An 18,475-nucleotide genomic window follows, 5' to 3' on the forward strand; every position below is an offset into this window, starting at 1 on the left:
GTCATGACGCCTGCCCCGTACGAGCCGGTCGCATCCCGAGCGCCGTCGCCGCCCGACATTCTCTCGCCCGCCTTCGCGGCCGATCCTTACGCGGCGTACCGGATCATGCGCGAGAGCGCGCCGCTGATCCGGCACGAGGCCACGGGCAGCTATCTCGTCTCCCGGTACGAGGACGTGGAGCGGATCTTCAAGGACCGGGCCGAGGAGTTCACCACCGAGAACTACGACTGGCAGATCGAACCGGTCCACGGCAGAACGATCCTCCAGCTCAGCGGGGGCGAGCACGCCGTCCGCCGGGCCCTGGTCGCCCCCGCCTTCCGGGGCACCGACCTCCAGGAGAAGTTCCTGCCGGTCATCGAACGCAACGCGCGTGAGCTGACCGACGCCTTCCGGCACACCGGCGAGACCGATCTCGTGGACGCCTTCGCGACCCGCTTCCCCGTCCTCGTCATCGCCGACGTGCTCGGCCTGGACCGGGCGGACCACGCACGCTTCCACGGCTGGTACACCACCGTCATCGCCTTCCTCGGCAATCTGGCGGGCGACCCGGACGTGGCCGCGGCGGGGGAGCGGACCCGACGGGAGTTCGCCGAGTACATGATTCCGGTCATCCGGCGCCGCCGGGACGCGCCGGGCGACGATCTGCTCTCCACCCTCTGCGCCGCCGAGGTCGACGGCGTACGGATGAGCGACGAGGACGTCAAGGCGTTCTGCAGCCTGCTGCTCGCGGCGGGCGGCGAGACCACCGACAAGGCGATCGCCTCCCTCTTCGCCAATCTGCTCGGCCACCCCGAGCAGCTCGCGGCGGTGCGGGAGGACCGCACTCTCATCGACCGGGCCTTCGCCGAGACCCTGCGCCACACCCCGCCGGTCCACATGATCATGCGCCAGACGGCGCGGGAGGTGGAGCTCAGCGGCGGTACGGTACCGGCCGGAGCCACCGTCACCTGTCTGATCGGCGCCGCGAACCGCGACGAGTCGCGTTACCGGGAGCCCGACCGGTTCGACATCTTCCGCTCCGACCTGACCGGCGCCACCGCCTTCTCGGCCGCCGCCGACCATCTGGCCTTCGCGCTCGGCAGACACTTCTGCGTCGGCGCGCTGCTGGCCAGGGCGGAGGTGGAGACCGCGGTGAACCACCTGCTCGACGCGATGCCGGACCTACGGCTCGCGGACGGCTTCACCCCCACCGAGCAGGGCGTCTTCACCCGGGGCCCGCGCTCGCTGCCGGTCCGTTTCACCCCGGTCGCCGGCTGAGGGGCGGGGCGTCACCAGGCACTGCCGGGGCGCACCGCCAGCCGGGGGTGGTGGGCGGCCAGGATCTTGTTGGCGCGGGCCAGTTCGGAGAGCGCCTGCTCGCGGTCGGCCCGGTCCTCGTCGCAGAGCCACGGGCCGCGGAAGCTGCGCACCTCGCGCGCGGCGCACGCGGCGTCGAATTCCGCCCGCAGGATGTGCGGCGGGATGCAGGACCCGATCAGCGCGGCGACCCGGTCCGGGATCGGCACGGGCACGAGGAGGTGTGAGGCGGTCATGGGGCCCTCTCGGAATGGTTGGCCAGGAGGTGGTTCCGGGTGCGGCCGCCGGGTGCGGCGGCCGACATCTCCATGTGTACGGGACGCGCTTCCCGGTTTCTCGTCGAGAACGTCTCCGTGTGGCAACCGTTTGAGAGTGACCGTCTATTTCGCCTTACTCGTAAGTAAGTTGACTCGTGGCCAGGACCGTGATCCGGCCGGGGGTGGTCTCAGAGCGGTGTTTCCTCGCCACGGGCCCGCAGCTGGAGGGCCCGTAACACCGCCTCGGTGGAGAACCGGCTGGCGGGGTCGGTCAGTTGCTCGCCGAAGATGGACTCCAGATTGCGCATCCGGTAGCGGACCGTCTGCGGGTGGACGTCCAGCAGCTCGCCCATGTGGGCCGCGGTGCCCCGGGTGTCCAGCCAGATCCGCAGGGTCTCGACCAGCCGCTCCCGGCGGGTGGCGCTGATCCCCGAGATCGGCGCCAGTTCGCGCTGGGCGAGCTGGTCGACCAGCACCGGGTCGGAGAGGAGCCACAGGGTGATGAGGTGGTCCTCGCACAGGACGACGGGCGCGTCGTCGATGATGTTGGTGTCGACGAGTTCGAGCACGCGACGGGCCCAGCGGATCGAGTCCGAGGCCAGGGCGGTGGGCACGGTCAGGCCGATCGCGGCGTGGGTGCCGAGGAGGGCCTCGTCCAGCATGCGTCTGCGGGCGTCGTCGAACGCACCGGGGATCAGTAAGTGCGGCTGGGGATCGCTGAGATCGGCCAGGACGTCGCGGTCCGCCACGGCCCGGTCGAGGGTGGCGGGGGAGCGGACGGCGACCAGGGTGACCTGCTCGGGCAGTGCCCATCCGGTCTGTTCGCAGAGCTCGGCGATGGCGGTGCGGGGGGCGGGGCGGCCGGCGAGGATCAGGTGGAGCAGCCGACGGCGCAGGGCCTCGATCTGTTCGCCGGTCTGCGACTGGACCTCCAGGAAGCCCTCGCGGGAGAGGGATTCGAGCTCGTCGATGTAGGCGAAGAGCGCGTCGGCGAAGCTGAGCATGAGGGTCGGCGAGAAGTTGTAGCTCCGGCCGACTTTCTTCGCCCGGCGCAGCGCGACCCGGGCCCCGAGCCGGTAGGCGCCCTGGAGCGTCTCCATGGTGCGCCCCTCGTACGCCTCGAAGCGCCCGAACCGGCGGCACATGTCGTCACGGAGCGAGGTGGAGGCGGACGGTTCGGCGACCAGGTCCACGAACGAGGAGAGGCTCTGCTCGACGCCGACCCGGATGGCCTGCCCGTTGGGACCGCTGAGCAGGCGGGCGTACTCCGGGTAGGCCCGGGTGACCTCGACGCCGATCTCCTTGATCAGGCTCGGCAGTTCGGGCCGCATGATGGCGGCGAATTCCTGGGGGAGCGGCCCCAGCGGATCCCCCGTGTCCGACGGCTGTATGAGTTCTGGCATGACTGTCCCCTTGCTCTCCGGCGCCCGGTGGGGGGTCAGGCGGTGGGGAAAGCGCTCCCACGAACCGACAGGTGCGTACCAAGTCCGCGATGAAGATAGACCAAGTCAGCGGTCGTGCCCACCGATTCGACAAGATCGAAGTGCAAGGGGCACATACCAGCGCCCCGTTGTGGTGCTTCGGTGCAGGTGGGACGCCAGTGCTCACTTCCGGACAATGTTTTTCGGACATCTGCTCTTCCGGCGACAAGAAAGTAACCAGGGGTAACGAATTCCGGCCGGGTGATTGGTGTGGATTCGTGCGGCTGGTGTGCATTCTTCCGGAGCGCCGGGACCGCGCCGGGTGCGGACTTCCGCCGCCCGGGGTGCCGTTTTATCCGAAGGGGAACATATTCTTCGGCAGGAGGAAATGGGTGCGGATTGGCGGGGCAATAGGGGAACCGGTCGGACGGAATAGGAAATTCACCGGTGCTGCCGCCGGCGGGGTGTGTTCCAGCCTCCGGGTACGGGTTCCGGGGGGTCCCGCACGGCCCCGCCGTCCGGTCCGCGAGGCGGGCCGTGGCGGCATTCGGCCGTGCGTCCGACGATCTTACCGGCGGGTACGCCGCCGGTCGGCGGGGTGCCCCGTCGCCGGTGACTGCGCCCACGGTGAGTGTCCCGGGAGGGCCGGGGCGCACGACAGGGCCGTAACTACTCACTTTCGTATAGAAAACTGCGGCGATCTGCTGAGTTCTCGCTAAGGCGGAATGCTTTTACGGAGAGGGCCGGGGATTTTCTGCGCCGGGTATTGCCGCCCCGGGCTACTGGCTCGTAACGTTCGATCCGCACGGAGTTCGATCACGCAGTCGAGTCCATCGACTTCTGCGTTCCACGATGTGAGCCGCCCTCGGGCCGCGCCCATTCCCGGGGTGTGGTGCGAGGTAATCGGGTACGTCCAACTCCACTTCCCGGAGGTATGTTCCGTGAGAAACACCCTCAGACGAGCACTGTTCGCCACGACCGTCACCGCGGCCGCGCTGGGCTTCGCCGCCGCGTCGGCCTCGGCCACCGCCCTCGCGGGGTGGACCGTGGTCAACCCCAACGCGAACGGCACCTTCACGGCCTCGCTCAAGTCCGGCACGGTGGCGACCCTGGTCGACACCAACACCAGCCAGCAGGTGGACTGCTCGACCGGCACCGCCAGCGGCACCGCCCCGAGCGGTACGTACACCTCCGGCTCCGGCCTCGCGAAGATCACCGCCGCCGCCTGGGGATCCACGGCCAGCCCGTGCCCGGGACCGCTCGGCTCGAACTTCACGGCCGTACTCGCACCGGGTGCCGTCATCAGCATCAACGCGAACACCTACAGCGGGGGCGTCTCCTCGGGGACGCTGTCCGGGGTCAAGGTCAACCTGACCGGTGACACCATCCTGGGCACCTGCAAGGCCGTGATCTCCGGAACCGTGAGCAACGTGACCTACACGAACTCCACGGGCGAGCTCAACATCAACACCGGCTCCGGCCTGAAGGTCGACAGCGCCGACAACTGCGCGGGGCTGCTCAACGCGGGTGACTCGGCCACGTTCAAGGCGACGTACAAGGTCGCCGCGCCGCTCACCATCACCTCGCCGTAACCGAACCGGCGCCGGTGGCACGGAAGGGCCGCGGAGCGGAGGTTCTCCTCCTCTTCGCGGCCCGCGGTCGGCCGGCGCCCCCCCCCGCATCCCCGCACGAGTGCCGAGCACCGAGACGACGGCAGGTATGTCGAGATGAGAACAAGGATCACGGACCCGCGGCACACCGCACGCATCGCCGCGGTCGGTGCGGTGGCGCTCGTGGCGGGCTTCATGCCGGGGACGGGGGCCGCGGCCGACACCCGGACCGCCGAGGCGGATCTCGCCTACACCTGCGAACTGCCCTCCGGAGCGCAGCCGGTCGCGGTGCACGTCGCGACGGAGCTGCCCGTGACCACGAGCGCCGGGACGGCGATCCAGCCCCGGGACGTGGCCCTCTCCTTCGAGCTTCCGCGTTCCGCCCTCGCCGCGTCGCCGGACACCGAACCGGCGGCCGTCTCGGGCTCCGCGCGGCTGCTGACCCAGGTCTCGCAGCGCGGCGAGTCGACCGACGTGCCCTGGCAGGGGCTGGAGATCCCGGAAACCTCCCTCCCCGCCACGGGAGACCTCGCGCTCCGGGCGACCGGCGAGGTTCCGACGATCACACCGAGATCGAGCGGCGACGTGGTCTTCGCGCTGGGACAGCTCGACCTGGGCCTGGCCCCGAGCGCCGCCGAGGGCGCCGGGGACGCACCGCCCCCGCTGGCGATCTCGTGCACGCTCGATCCGGACCAGAGCGCGGAGCTGGCCACGGTCGCCGTTCCCGCGGAGACCGGAACACCGTCCTCCGGTACGGCCCCCGAGCCGTCCGGGGGCACCACCCCCGACCGGTCCGCCGACGGGAAGACCGAGCGGGCGCAGGACCTGTCCTCGGGGGGCGTGCAGCCGCCCGCCGACTGCACGCTGATGACCGGTCCGATCGCGCAGGTGCCCAAGGCGGCACTCGGCTACATGGCGGGATACTCCAACGTCAACAAACTGGACGGGGCGATCAGGTTCGACGACCCGGGACGGCTGCGCCTCAACCTGAACACATCGGTCTCCTTCCTCAAATGCCCGTCGGGCGTGAAGAGCTGGCTGACCACCGACGGCACGCTCGACTACCGGGGCAAGCCCCAGATGCCCCCGGCCGAGGGGACCTTCCTCACCTTCGGCTTCATGCCGACGACCGCGAAGATGGAACTCGTCCTCGACGGCCGGATCGAGATCGGAACGCTGGGGGACTCGGCCCCCGACCCCGAGACCCACAAGTACAAGGAGACGACGACCGCCATCGCCCCCGCTCATGTGCGTCTGTACGACGTGAAGGTCAACGGGGAGCCGCTGGACGTCGGCCCCGACTGCCGCAGCGCGCACTCGATGACGCTGGAGCTGGTCGGCAAGGGGGCGTCCGGCGCGGGCGGCCCCGAGGGCTACACCGTGAAGACCGGAGGACCCCTGACCGGCTACGCGGACGTGCCGCCGTTCACCGGATGCGGGGTCACGGAGGATCTCGACAACCTCTTCACCGCCTCGGTCTCCGGAAAGAACAACTACACGAAAATGATGCAGTCCCCGCTGTGCGTCGAAGGTGTTCCGGCGAACTGTCCCGAGCCGCCGAAGCCCGAGCCCGAACGCTGAGAGCTGTTCCGCAAGCGCTGACTCCCGGATTTCCAGAAAGGCTGGACGAACCATGCGAGCTGCCCCGAAAAGTGTCAGACCCGCTCTCCTAGGCGCGCTGATGGCGGTGGCCGTCGGCATTCCGCTGAGCACGTCGCCGGCGAGCGCCGCCTCCGCCCAGGCGATGAACGGCAACTGGGCGCCCTTCAGCCGGTGTCCGGTCGACGACCCGGCCATGCTGGCGGCGGACGGCCAGACGGACATCCCGATCTGTGTCGCCTCGCACTCCGAGAGCGGGTCCATCAAGCTCGGCAACACCCTGGCGACGACCGGCGCCAACGACCTCCAGTTCGGCGTGGTGCGCAACACCGCGACGGGCCAGTCCAAGATCCTGGCGCCCGCGGGCGGGGCGATCGTCGGAGCCTCGACGGAGATCCCCGGCGGTCTGCTCGGCATCATGTGCCCGAACGGGGTCCCGGTGATCTCCGCCATCTGCCAGCAGCTGACGGACAACAGCCTCAACCGGGTCGTCGCCACCGTGCAGTCCGCGGGCACCCCCAGGAACTTCGACGTGGCCGCCGGGATGCAGAGCGGGAAGATCATCGTCGACATCCCGGTCCGCATCCATCTGGAGAACCCCTTCCTGGGGTCGAAGTGCTACATCGGGACCACCTCCGACCCGATCGTGCTGCGCCCGCAGAACCTCACCCAGCCGGCCGTGGCCAGCAAGCGCTTCGACGCCGACGGCACACCGAACAACGCCGGTCCGCTCAACCGCATCGAGCTGACCGGGAACGACCAGGGCGACGCGGGCTTCGCCGTCCCCGGGGTGAGCGGCTGCGGGCCCCTGACGCTCGGCGAGCTGAACTGGGCGGTCAACCTGAAGACGGCGCTCCCGTCGGCGGCCGGCAAGAACAACCTGGTGCTCAACAGCGCCGCCACGTACACGGGCGGCCTGGCCTCGCCGACCGGGGCGGCGCCCGACGCCGGCCGGCTGCTGTCGGAGAGCTGGCACGCGGGAGTGGCCCGGTAGGAGTTCCTCCCGTAGCTCCCTCGCCGGAGTACGGACATCAGTGATGCCGCCCGCCCCGCCCGGCGCATTCCGCCGGGCGGGGCGGGCGTATGCACAACGGTGTGCCGGAGGACTCACCTATCGATAAGCACGCGACAGGCATTGCTCACTCGCTCACAAAAAGAAAAAGAGCCGCCGAGTGCCGTGCAAAAAGTTGACGAACCAGTATTGCGAAGCCAGGTTACCGGGTCGTAGCGTCCCGGTTGAGCAGCGGCGAAACGTATCCGCGGCTGTTCGTTCGCTACCTCTGGAGCTCCGACGGATCCGGCCTCGCCGGCCGTGGGGACCAGTCCCGCGGGCCAGAGACCTTGCGCAGATTCCGACAAAGCCGCCCCGCGGCTTTGTCACTCGGTGACAAGTGATCCGCGCCGGGCCCCAGATTCGTCGATTTCCGCTGTTCAACGGCTTGTCCTGGCGGTTTCGACGGACATAGCGTGCGCCTCCTGGTGCATGTGTGACGAGCCGCCATTGGATTTCTCAGAGCCGGAGCGCTGACAGATGACTTCGTTCACCACAACTTCGAAGGAGGGCCGATGGGAATCGAAGTAGTCGTCGAAGGCCTCACGAAGTCCTTCGGCAAGCAGAACATCTGGCAGGACGTCACCCTCACCCTGCCCGCCGGCGAAGTGAGCGTGATGCTCGGGCCTTCCGGTACCGGAAAGACCGTTTTCCTGAAATCCATCATCGGCCTGCTGAAGCCGGAGCACGGGCGCGTCCTCATCAACGGCGTCGACATGGTGAACAGCCCGGAACGCGAGATCATGGAGACCCGCAAGCTCTTCGGGCTCATGTTCCAGGACGGCGCCCTCTTCGGATCGATGTCGCTCTTCGACAACATCGCCTTCCCCCTGCGTGAACACACCCGCAAGAAGGAGTCGGAGATCCGCCGGATCGTCATGGAGCGGATCGACATCGTCGGTCTCCTCGGCGCCGAGGACAAGCTGCCGGGCGAGATCTCCGGCGGCATGCGCAAGCGGGCCGGCCTGGCCCGCGCCCTCGTCCTGGACCCGCAGATCATCCTCTGCGACGAACCGGACTCCGGCCTCGACCCGGTGCGCACCGCCTATATCTCCCAGCTGCTCATCGACCTCAACGCGCAGATCGACGCGACGATGCTCATCGTCACCCACAACCTCGACATCGCGGCCACCGTCCCGGACAACATGGGGATGCTGTTCTGCCGCAACCTCGTCACCTTCGGACCGCGCGAGGTGCTGCTCACCAGCGACATGCCGGTCGTCTCCCAGTTCCTCGCGGGCCGCCGCGAGGGACCCATCGGGATGGCCGAGGAGAAGGACGCCGCCACCCTCGCCGCCGAGGAGGTGAACGGCTACGGGGTCGGCATCAGCTCCGCCAACGGGCCGCGCACCGTCGTCCCGCAGCTGGAACCCTCGCCCGGCATGCCCGTACGGCAGGCCGCGCTGCGCCGCCGGGAACGGGTCCTGTCGATGATGGGCCAGCTGCCCGAGGCCGCCCGTACGGCCATCATGAAGAGCTACACCCCGGCCGCGGGCGGTGAATACCTGTGACGGCCCCCATGCCGGTGCTGCCCCCCGAACCGCCCCCCGCCGGTGCGGCGGCCGACGCGACGCCGACCGGGGCGCCGGAGCACAGGCCGCCGAACCGGCTGCTCGCCCCGTTGCGCGAGACCGGGAAGCTGTTCTCCCTCGCCGCGACCGTGAGCCGGGAGGTCTTCCGGCGTCCCTTCCAGGTACGGGAGTTCATCGAGCAGTTCTGGTTCGTCGCGAGCGTCACCATCCTGCCCGCCGCTCTCGTCTCGATCCCGTTCGGCGCCGTCATCGCCCTCCAGGTCGGCTCGCTCACCCAGCAGCTCGGAGCCCAGTCGTTCACCGGCGGAGCCAGCGTCCTCGCCGTCATCCAGCAGGCCAGCCCGATCATCGTGGCGCTGCTGATCTCCGGCGCCGCGGGCTCGGCCATCTGCGCCGACCTCGGTTCGCGGAAGATCCGCGAGGAGCTCGACGCGATGGAGGTCATGGGCGTCTCGCCGATCCAGCGCCTCGTCGTCCCCCGGGTCCTCGCCACCATGCTGGTCGCCGTCCTGCTCAACGGTCTGGTCTCCGTCGTCGGGACGCTCGGCGGCTACTTCTTCAACGTGATCCTCCAGCACGGCACCCCCGGCGCCTACCTGGCCAGCTTCTCCGCCCTCGCCCAGCTCCCCGACCTGTACATCAGCGAGGTCAAGGCACTGATCTTCGGCTTCATCGCGGGCATCGTCGCGGCCTACCGCGGGCTCAACCCGCGCGGCGGCCCCAAGGGCGTCGGCGACGCGGTGAACCAGTCCGTCGTCATCACCTTCATGCTGCTGTTCTTCGTGAACACGGTCCTCACGGCGATCTACCTCCAGATCGTCCCCGCGAAGGGGAGCTGACCGATGTCGATGCTCAGCTGGCTCGACCGATCCGGTGAACAACTCACCTTCTACGTACGCGCGTTGATCTGGGTGCCACGGACCCTGCGCCGCTATCTGCGCGAGGTCCAGCGGCTGCTGGCCGAGGTGGCCTTCGGCAGCGGCGGGCTCGGTGTCATCGGCGGCACCATCGGCGTGATGGTCGCGATGACCCTCTTCACCGGCACCGTCGTCGGCCTCCAGGGGTACGCGGCCCTCAACCAGATCGGCACCTCCGCCTTCACCGGCTTCATCTCCGCCTACTTCAACACCCGCGAGATCGCCCCGCTCGTCGCCGGACTCGCCCTCTCCGCCACCGTCGGCGCGGGCTTCACCGCCCAGCTCGGCGCCATGCGGATCAACGAGGAGGTCGACGCCCTGGAGGCGATGGGGGTGCGGTCCATGCCGTATCTCGTCTCCACCCGGATCATCGCCGGGGTCGTCGCGATCATCCCGCTGTACGCGATCGGGCTGCTCTCCTCGTACCTCGCGTCCCGCTACATCACGGTCCTGTTCAACGGGCAGTCGGCGGGCACCTACGACCACTACTTCAATCTCTTCCTCTCCCCGGACGACGTGCTGCTGTCGGTGCTCAAGGTGCTGATCTTCAGCGTGATGGTGATCCTCGCCCACTGCTACTACGGCTTCCACGCCACCGGCGGGCCGGCCGGCGTGGGCGTCGCGGTCGGGCGGTCGGTGCGCAACGCCATCGTGCTCATCAGCGTCACCGACTTCTTCCTCTCCCTCGCCATCTGGGGCGCTACCACGACGGTGAAGGTGGCCGGCTGATGAATTCCCACCGGACGCAGACCGTCCGCCGCAGACTCGCCGGAGTCGCCTTCCTCCTCGTGCCCGCCGTGCTCGTCTGGGTCTCGGTCTCGGTGTACCGGAAGGACTTCACCGACGACGCCACCGTCACCGTGCTCACCTCCAGCGTCGGCAACGAGATGCACGACAACGCCGACGTGAAACTGCGCGGCGTCGTCGTGGGTCAGGTCCGCTCCATCTCGGCGGACGGGAACGGGGCCCGGCTCACCCTCGCCATCGACCCCGGCAAGCTCGACCGCATCCCCGCCGACGTGACCGCCCAGATGCTGCCCACCACGCTCTTCGGGGAGCGCTTCGTCGCACTCGTACCGCCCGAGTCGCCGTCCCCGCGGGCGCTGCGCGCCGGTTCGGTCATTCCGCAGGACCGCTCCAGCAACGCCATCGAGCTGGAGCAGGTCCTCGACAACGTCCTGCCGCTGCTGACCGCCGTCAAGCCGGAGAAGCTCGCCGCCACCCTGGGCGCGGTCTCCCAGGCACTCCAGGGCCGCGGTGAGAAGCTCGGCGACACCCTCGTCCGGCTCGACGCCCACCTGGCGAAGTTCAACCCCCAACTCCCCACGCTCAACGCCGACATCAAGGAACTCGTCAAGGTCAGCAAGGTGTACGGGGACGCCGCCCCCGACGTCCTGGACGCGCTGACCGACTTCACCACCACCAGCGGCACCATCGCCGAGCAGCAGGCCCAGCTGGCCGGGCTCTACGGCTCCACGACCGCCTCCGCCCGGGACCTCACCTCGTTCCTCCAGGAGAACAAGGACAACCTGATCCGGCTCTCCGCCACGGGCAGGCCGACGCTGGAGCTGCTGGCGAAGTACTCGGACGAATTCCCCTGCACGCTGCGGACCATGGCCGGTTTCGTCCCGGCCATGGACAAGGCGCTCGGCAAGGGCACCGACCGGCCCGGACTCCACGTCACCGTCAAACCCGTGAAGTCGAAGGGCAGGTACGTGCCCGGCAAGGACACCCCCGTCTACGACGCGACCGGCGGCCCGCACTGCTACTCCGTGCCGTACGTGGGCAAGTCGGTGCCGACCGCGGACGCCCGTACGACGGCGGCCGCCCCGTCCGGCACCGCGCACCGTGACGAGCCGTCCGGCACCGCGTCCCCGGCCGAGAACACCGCCCTCGGCATGCCCAACTCCCCGCAGGAGAGCCAACTCGTCAACGAGCTGGTCGCTCCCTCACTGAAAGTCCAGCCGCAGACCCTGCCCGACTGGAGCAGCGTGCTCATCGGTCCGGCCTTCCGCGGTGCGGAGGTGAAGCTCAAGTGAAGCGCCGCTCTCTCGCCGGTCCACTCACGAAATCGATCGTCTTCATCCTGGTGACCGTGCTGGCCACCACCGTGCTGGCCCTGTCCATCGCCAACACCGGGGTCGGTGACACCACCACGTACAGGGCCAGGTTCACCGACGCCACCGGGCTGGTCGTCGGCGACAGCGTCCGGATCGCCGGGGTCAAGGTCGGACAGGTCGAGTCCATCGAGGTGGCCGACAAGAGGCTCGCCGAGGTCGGCTTCGCCGTCCGCAAGGGACGCAGACTGCCCGCCTCGGTGACCGCCTCGATCAAGTACCTCAACATGGTCGGCCAGCGGTACATCGACCTGGACCAGGGGGCCGGACCGGTCGGCAGGAGCTTCGCCGCCGGAGCGACCATCCCGCTCTCCCGCACCACCCCGGCCCTCGACCTCACCCAGCTCTTCAACGGCTTCCAGCCGCTCTTCGAAGGACTCTCCCCGCCCGACGTCAACCAGCTGGCGGGCTCCATCGTCCAGGTGCTCCAGGGCGAGGGCGGCACCGTCGACAGCATCCTCTCGCACGTCGGCTCGCTGACCGGAACGGTCGCCGCCAAGGACAAGGTGATCGGTGAGGTGATCAAGAACCTCAACACGGTCCTGAAGACCGTCAACGACCGCGAGGCGGGCTTCGACGAACTCGTCGACACCCTGCAGCAGCTCGTCACCGGATTCGCCGGCGACCGCAAGCCGCTCGGCGAGGCCGTCACCGCCATGGGCGCGCTCACCACCGTCACCGCAGACCTCCTCGACGACGGCCGCGCCCCCCTCAAGAGCGATATCAAGCAACTCGGGCGGCTGTCCGACCAGTTGGACAAGGGGACACCGCAGATCGAGAACTTCCTGGAGAAGACCCCGGCGAAGATGGCGGCGATCACCCGGCTCGCCTCCTACGGCTCCTGGCTCAACCTCTACCTCTGCGAGGCCAAGGTCAGCGGCGTGACGACCGAGGACGGCAGCGCCCCGCCCACCGGCATCGAGGTCAGGAAGCCGAGGTGCCAGGGATGAGGTTCACCCCCGTACGCGAACGCAACCCCGTCGCCGTGGCCGTCGTGGGACTGGTCGTCCTGGCCCTCGTCGCCCTCGGCGCCTACCGCGCCGACTCGCTGCCCTTCATCGGCGGCGGCACCACCTACAGCGCCGACTTCACCGAGTCCGCCGGACTGAGCGAGGGCGACGAGGTGCGGGTCGCCGGAGTGAAGGTCGGCGAGGTCACCGGCGTCTCGCTCGACGGCCCCAAGGTGAAGGTCGCCTTCAAGGTCAAGGACGTCTGGATCGGCAACTCCTCCACCGTCGGCATCGCCATCAAGACGCTGCTCGGCGAGAAGTACCTCGCCGTCGACCCGCTGGGCGACGCCCCGCAGGACCCGGACGAGCGCATCGGGGCGAGCCGCACCACGTCCCCGTACGACGTCACCCAGGCGTTCAACGGACTCGGCGAGACCATCGGCGAGATCGACACCGAACAGCTCGCCAAGAGCTTCGAGACGATCTCCGCCACCTTCAAGGACTCCCCGCCGGACGTGAAGAGCGCGGCCGACGGGCTCTCCGCCCTCTCGAAGACCGTCTCCGAACGGGACGCCCAGCTCGCCACCCTCCTCAAGGGCAGCAAGCAGCTCACCAAGACCCTCGCCGACAAGAAGAGCAGCTTCGAGACCCTGCTGGAGGACGGCAATCTGCTCCTCGGCGAGATCCAGGCACGCCGCGACTCCATCCATCTGCTGCTCACCGGCGCCAAGGACCTGGGCACCCAGCTCACCGGCCTGGTGCGGGACAACAACAAGCAGCTCAAGCCCACCCTGGACTCGCTCGGCCGGGTCACCGCGGTACTGGTGAAGAACCGCAAGAGCCTCGACAAGGTGCTCTCGCTCGCGGGCTCGTACAACAGGCTCGTCGGCAACACCCTCGGCAGCGGCCGCTGGTTCGACAACTACGTCTGCGGAGTCGTCCCGGAGAGCTATGTGCCCGCGGGCACGCCCGCCGGCGCCGAGTGCAAGCCACCCAAGCAGCAAGGCGGCCGCTGACATGAGAATGAAGCGCATCGTCGGCATCGGCGCCGGACTCGCCGTGGTGGCCGTCGCGGCCACCACCGGCGTGATGGCCCTGGACGACGAGGGAACGACCACCATCACCGCCTACTTCGACCAGGCCACCGGTGTGTACGCCGGATCGGACCTCAGGATCCTCGGCGTCAGGGTCGGCCGGGTCGAATCGGTCACGCCCGAGGGCAAGGAGGTGAAGGTGACCCTCCGCGTCGACAAGGGGGTCGAGGTCCCCAAGGGGGCGCACGCCGTGGTCGTCGCGCCGAGCCTCGTCGCCGACCGCTACATCCAGCTCGCCCCCGCCTACGACGGCGGACCGCGGATCGAGGACGACGCCGTGCTGCCGGCCGCGAAGAACGCCACCCCCGTCGAGGTGGACCAGCTCTACGACTCCATCACCCAGCTCTCCAAGGCCCTCGGCCCGGAGGGCGCCAACGCCGACGGAGCGCTCTCCGGACTCCTCGACACCGGGGCCAAGAACCTGGACGGCAACGGCAAGGCCATCGGGAACTCCATCGAGCAGTTCGGCAAGGCCACCAAGACCCTCGACAAGAGCAGCGGGAACCTCTTCGCCACCCTGTCCTACCTCCAGACCTTCACCACCATGCTGAAGGACAACGACGGCAATGTGCGCGCCGCGGAACAGCAGCTGAACTCGGTCACCGGATTCCTCGCCGACGACAAGGAGAACCTCGGCGCCGCCCTGAAGGAACTGGGCACCGCGCTCGGCCAGGTCAAGGGCTTCATCCAGAAGAACCGCGGCGCGCTCAAGGCCAACGTGGACGCCCTGGTGCCGCTCACCCAGACCCTGGTCGACCAGCGGGCCTCGCTCGCCGAGTCCCTGGACACCCTGCCGCTCACCGCGGGCAACGTCGTCAACGCCTACGACCCGGTGAACCGCACCCTCGACGGCCGCACCAACCTCAACGAGCTCTCCATGGGCGGACCGCTCACCGCCTCCGCCGCACTCGCCGGCCTCACCCCGGTGGACACCGCGCGCCGCAAGGCGCTGCCCGCCCTGCCGCTCCCGGCCGTCGGCACCGTCTACGGCACCCCGGCGAAGACCGCCAAGGAAAAGAAGGGGGCCCACCGATGAGCCGTGTGCCGCGCCGACCCGGCGCCCGCACGACCGGCGTCGCCGCGGTGCTTGCCGTGGGCGTCGGCCTCGCCCTCGTCGTCACCGTCTCCGGCCTGCCGTCGTTCACCGGGATCGACCAGGTCCCGCTGCCCGGCGGCGCCGACCTCGGCGACCACCCCTACGAGATCACCGCCGAGTTCGCGGACGTGCTCAGCCTCGCCCCGCAGGCCTCGGTGAAGGTCAACGACGTCGCCGTCGGCCGCGTCACCAAGGTCTCCCTGGGCTCGGGCAGCTGGAACGCCAAGGTCACCATGCGCGTCAACGGCGAGGTGAAACTGCCCGCCAACGCCTACGCCCATCTGGAGCAGTCCAGCCTCCTCGGCGAGAAGTACATCCAGCTCACCTCGCCCGCCCGCGGCACGGCACAGGGCAGGCTCGCCGACGGCGCCCGGATCCCGCTGGCCCGCACCAACCGCAACCCCGAGGTCGAAGAGGTCTTCGGAGCCCTGTCGATGCTCCTCAACGGCGGCGGCGTCAACCAGCTCAAGACCATCACCACCGAGCTCAACAAGGCCCTCGCCGGACGCGAACCCCAGATGCGCTCCATGCTCGGCCGCGTCGACACCCTCGTCACGAACCTGGACGGCCACAAGAAGGACATCACCGACGCCCTCGACGGGGTGAACCGGCTCTCCGCCACCCTCGCCACCCGCAAGCAGGACGTCGGCACGGTCCTCACCGGACTCAGCCCCGGCCTGAAGGTCCTGGAGAAGCAGCGCGGCTCCCTCCTCACCATGCTGCGTTCGCTCGACACCCTCTCCGCCGTCGCCGTCGACACGATCGACCGGAGCAAGGCCGACATGGTCGCCGACCTCAAGGCCCTCGCCCCCAGCCTCAAGGCGCTCGCCGACTCCGGCCGCGACCTGCCCGACTCCCTCCAGGTGCTGCTCACCTACCCGTTCACGGACGAGGTGCTGCGCGGGGTGAAGGGCGACTACCTCAACGTCTACCTGGATGTGACGGCCATGCCCGGCACCCAGATCGTCCCGCCGCTCATCCCGGCGGTCTCCCCGCAGCCCGGGACCGGCACCACCGGCGCGACCAGCCGGTCGCTGCCGCTGCCGCTCCCCGGGGTCCCGACGGCGGGCACCGACAGGAGCAGCCGATGATCACCCTCGCCATCCGGCTCAAGAACATCGCCTTCCTGGTCATCGCGGTGCTGGTGCTCGGCTACCTCGGAGTGCGGTACGCCGACCTCGGCCACTACATCGGACTGCGCAGCTACTACACCGTCAAGGTCCAGCTCCCGCGCACCGGCGGGCTCTACACCCACTCCAACGTCACCTACCGGGGCGTCTCGGTGGGCCGGGTCGGGCCGATCGAGCTCACCGACGACGGCGTCGAGGCCCAACTGCGGATCGAGAAGGACGCCCCGAAGATCCCGGACGGGCTCAAGGCCGTCGTCGCCAGCCTCTCCTCGGTCGGTGAGCAGTACGTCGACCTGCGGCCGACCCGCACCGGGGGCCCGTACCTGGCGAACGGCTCCGTCATCGACCAGGCCGACACCACCGTCCCGGCCCCCGTGACCAACGTCCTCACCAGCGTCAACGACCTCGCACACTCCGTCGACCTGGAGTCCCTGCGCACGGTCGTCGACGAGTTCGGCACCGCGTTCGAAGGGCGCGGCGACGACCTCCAGGTACTGCTGGACACCGGGAGCGAATTCGTCCAGGCGGCGGACGACGCGCTGCCCGTCAACACCCGGCTGATGGCCGACGGCCAAACCGTGCTGCGCACCCAGGCCGAACAGGGCGAAGCGCTCAAGGGCTTCGCCTCCGGCGCCAGGGAACTGGCCGCACAGCTCAAGGGATCCGACACCGACCTGCGCAAGCTGATCGCGGTCACCCCCGACGCGGCCGGGCAGATCAGCGGACTGCTGCGGGACCTCGACCCGAGCTTCGGCGTCGTCGTCGCCAACCTCCTCACCACCTCCGAGGTTGCCGTGACCCGGCAGCGCGGCATGGAGGAACTGCTGGTGAAACTGCCCGCCGTGGCGGCCGCCGGGTCCAGCGTGATCGACGAGAACGGCGCCCGGTTCGGCATGGCGGTCACCTTCTTCGAGCCGCTGCCCTGCACCGCCGGATACGGCTCCACGGTCTACCGCAGCGGTCTCGACACCACGGCAGGACCGCCCGTCAACACCAAGGCCCGCTGCACCTCTTCGCCCGGAACCGGCATCAATGTGCGCGGCAGCGCGAACGCGCCGAAGGGCGGCGCCGTGCCCGAACCCGCCAAGCCCGGCTCGATGCTGCTGGGCCACGACTCCGGGGACCGGCTCCCCGGCGCGCTCGGTGTCACCGGCCGGGCGCCGTCGGACGGCGACGGCATGGCCGGACTGCTGGGCCTCGGACAGGAGGGCGGCCGATGACGACCCGTACCAGGACCCTGACCGGCTGGGCGGTGCTGCTCGCCGCCGTGCTGGTCTGCGCCCTCGGCGGCTGGTCGTACGCGCGGGCCCGCGGCGACGACAGCCTGGCGTACGCGAAGCACCGTGACACCGCGCTGGCCGACGGCAGGCACCGCCTCGCCGTGCTGAACAGCCTCGACGCCAAGGACTCCGGGACCGTGGACAGCGGGCTGGCGGCCTGGCTCGACTCCTCGACGGGGCCGCTCCGCGACCAGCTGGGCCGCACCCGGGACAAGGACGCGAAGGAACTCACCAAGTCCGGTGCCACCGCGCGCGGAAAGGTCACCGACGCGGCGCTCACCGCGCTCGACGAGCGGACCGGAACGGCCGAGATGATCGCGACCGTCGACGTCGAGGTCACCCCCCGCACCGGGAAGGGCGGCACCGAGCGCAAGCGCTTCGAGGCCACGCTCGCCCGGACCGCGGACGGCTGGAAGGTCAAGGCGCTCACGGCGATTCCGGTCGGGAGCGGCGCATGAAGGAGCGGGGAGGGACAGCGGTCGTGACCACGGACACGGACCCGGACACACGGGAAGCCGAGGAGACCGCCCAGGCCGCGGAGACCGGCACGGCGGCCGCCGACGAGGGCCCGCCGCCGGAACCGGAACCCGCCCGGCGGTGGCCGCGCGCCGTGGCGGCGGTGCTGGCCGTCGCGCTGCTCGTGACCGGTGGCGCGCTCTACGCCGAGGGCAGGGCGCTGCGCGACACCCCCGCCACCTCGAACCGGGCGCTGACCGACAGCGAGGCGACCACCCGGGTCGCGGGCGATGTCAGCAACGCGCTCGGAAAGGTCTTCTCCTACAGCCCGCAGGCCACCGACGTCACCAAGGAGTCGGCGAAGCAGCTCCTGGCGGGCAAGGCGCTCCAGCAGTACGCGGCGCTGTTCGGCCAGGTCGAGAAGCAGGCCGCCGACCAGAAGCTGACGCTCACCACCCACGTCGTACGGGCCGGAGTGACCCGACTGACGGACGACAGTGCCCATCTGCTGGTCTTCCTCGACCAGGTCTACGAGCGGGAGGGCAAGCCCGCCACCACGGCGGCGGCACAGCTCTCGGTCACCGCCCAACTGCGGGACGGGCACTGGACCGTGGTCGAGATCACCGCCAGATAGCGGCGCCCGCACGCGCACAACCCGGTACGGATCGG

17 protein-coding genes are annotated in these 18,475 nt (G+C 69.7%); 15 read left to right on the top strand and 2 right to left on the bottom strand.

Going from position 1 to position 18,475, the window contains the following annotated elements; translation table 11 throughout:
* The first annotated feature begins 3 nt into the window (after positions 1-3).
* Entirely contained in the window at positions 4-1,257 is a 1,254-nt protein-coding gene (locus ACFVFH_RS22050; protein WP_383771339.1) for a cytochrome P450, read from the top strand.
* 11 nt (positions 1,258-1,268) lie between these two features.
* Here the strand turns inward: ACFVFH_RS22050 and ACFVFH_RS22055 are convergent, their stop codons facing one another.
* Entirely contained in the window at positions 1,269-1,532 is a 264-nt protein-coding gene (locus ACFVFH_RS22055; protein WP_383771342.1) for a hypothetical protein, read from the bottom strand.
* 209 nt (positions 1,533-1,741) lie between these two features.
* Positions 1,742-2,956, bottom strand: coding sequence for a helix-turn-helix domain-containing protein (locus ACFVFH_RS22060; RefSeq protein ID WP_383771344.1), 1,215 nt, complete (start codon positions 2,954-2,956; stop codon positions 1,742-1,744).
* Positions 2,957-3,915: 959 nt separating this feature from the next.
* Here ACFVFH_RS22060 and ACFVFH_RS22065 point away from each other — a divergent pair.
* From ACFVFH_RS22065 to ACFVFH_RS22130, 14 genes are all read left to right on the top strand, one after another.
* Positions 3,916-4,566 carry a hypothetical protein gene (locus ACFVFH_RS22065; protein ID WP_383771347.1) on the top strand — a complete coding sequence of 217 codons (651 nt, stop codon included), beginning with the start codon at positions 3,916-3,918 and terminating at the stop codon, positions 4,564-4,566.
* A 135-nt stretch (positions 4,567-4,701) separates the two neighbouring features.
* Positions 4,702-6,165, top strand: coding sequence for a DUF6801 domain-containing protein (locus ACFVFH_RS22070; RefSeq protein WP_383771350.1), 1,464 nt, complete (start codon positions 4,702-4,704; stop codon positions 6,163-6,165).
* A gap of 52 nt (positions 6,166-6,217) precedes the next feature.
* Entirely contained in the window at positions 6,218-7,177 is a 960-nt protein-coding gene (locus ACFVFH_RS22075; RefSeq protein WP_383771353.1) for a hypothetical protein, read from the top strand.
* Between the two features lie 572 nt (positions 7,178-7,749).
* Entirely contained in the window at positions 7,750-8,745 is a 996-nt protein-coding gene (locus tag ACFVFH_RS22080) for an ABC transporter ATP-binding protein (RefSeq protein WP_383771356.1), read from the top strand.
* Positions 8,742-9,605, top strand: coding sequence for an MlaE family ABC transporter permease (locus ACFVFH_RS22085; protein WP_383771359.1), 864 nt, complete (start codon positions 8,742-8,744; stop codon positions 9,603-9,605). The genes ACFVFH_RS22080 and ACFVFH_RS22085 overlap by 4 nt, the downstream gene beginning before the upstream one ends.
* A gap of 3 nt (positions 9,606-9,608) precedes the next feature.
* Positions 9,609-10,412, top strand: coding sequence for an ABC transporter permease (locus tag ACFVFH_RS22090; RefSeq protein ID WP_072485014.1), 804 nt, complete (start codon positions 9,609-9,611; stop codon positions 10,410-10,412).
* Positions 10,412-11,722, top strand: a complete 1,311-nt coding sequence (locus ACFVFH_RS22095) for an MCE family protein (protein ID WP_383771361.1) — start codon at positions 10,412-10,414, stop codon at positions 11,720-11,722. The genes ACFVFH_RS22090 and ACFVFH_RS22095 overlap by 1 nt, the downstream gene beginning before the upstream one ends.
* On the top strand, positions 11,719-12,750 hold the full coding sequence (locus tag ACFVFH_RS22100) for an MCE family protein (protein ID WP_383771364.1): 1,032 nt from the start codon (positions 11,719-11,721) through the stop codon (positions 12,748-12,750). Before ACFVFH_RS22095 ends, ACFVFH_RS22100 begins: the two co-directional genes overlap by 4 nt.
* Positions 12,747-13,766, top strand: a complete 1,020-nt coding sequence (locus ACFVFH_RS22105; protein WP_383771367.1) for an MCE family protein — start codon at positions 12,747-12,749, stop codon at positions 13,764-13,766. The genes ACFVFH_RS22100 and ACFVFH_RS22105 overlap by 4 nt, the downstream gene beginning before the upstream one ends.
* A 1-nt stretch (position 13,767) precedes the next feature.
* Entirely contained in the window at positions 13,768-14,880 is a 1,113-nt protein-coding gene (locus ACFVFH_RS22110; RefSeq protein ID WP_383771369.1) for an MCE family protein, read from the top strand.
* Positions 14,877-16,031 carry an MCE family protein gene (locus ACFVFH_RS22115; protein ID WP_383771372.1) on the top strand — a complete coding sequence of 385 codons (1,155 nt, stop codon included), beginning with the start codon at positions 14,877-14,879 and terminating at the stop codon, positions 16,029-16,031. The genes ACFVFH_RS22110 and ACFVFH_RS22115 overlap by 4 nt, the downstream gene beginning before the upstream one ends.
* The gene (locus ACFVFH_RS22120; protein WP_383771375.1) at positions 16,028-17,290 is read left to right on the top strand and encodes an MCE family protein; all 1,263 of its coding nucleotides are present in this window, start codon (positions 16,028-16,030) and stop codon (positions 17,288-17,290) included. Before ACFVFH_RS22115 ends, ACFVFH_RS22120 begins: the two co-directional genes overlap by 4 nt.
* A complete protein-coding gene (locus ACFVFH_RS22125; protein ID WP_383771378.1) occupies positions 17,287-17,808 on the top strand; it encodes a hypothetical protein in 522 nt (173 codons plus the stop codon). The genes ACFVFH_RS22120 and ACFVFH_RS22125 overlap by 4 nt, the downstream gene beginning before the upstream one ends.
* Entirely contained in the window at positions 17,805-18,440 is a 636-nt protein-coding gene (locus tag ACFVFH_RS22130; protein WP_383771381.1) for a hypothetical protein, read from the top strand. The genes ACFVFH_RS22125 and ACFVFH_RS22130 overlap by 4 nt, the downstream gene beginning before the upstream one ends.
* Positions 18,441-18,475 lie beyond the last annotated feature (35 nt).

The organism is Streptomyces sp. NPDC057697 (assembly GCF_042799335.1).
In the GTDB taxonomy this organism is placed as follows: Bacteria; Actinomycetota; Actinomycetes; order Streptomycetales; family Streptomycetaceae; genus Streptomyces.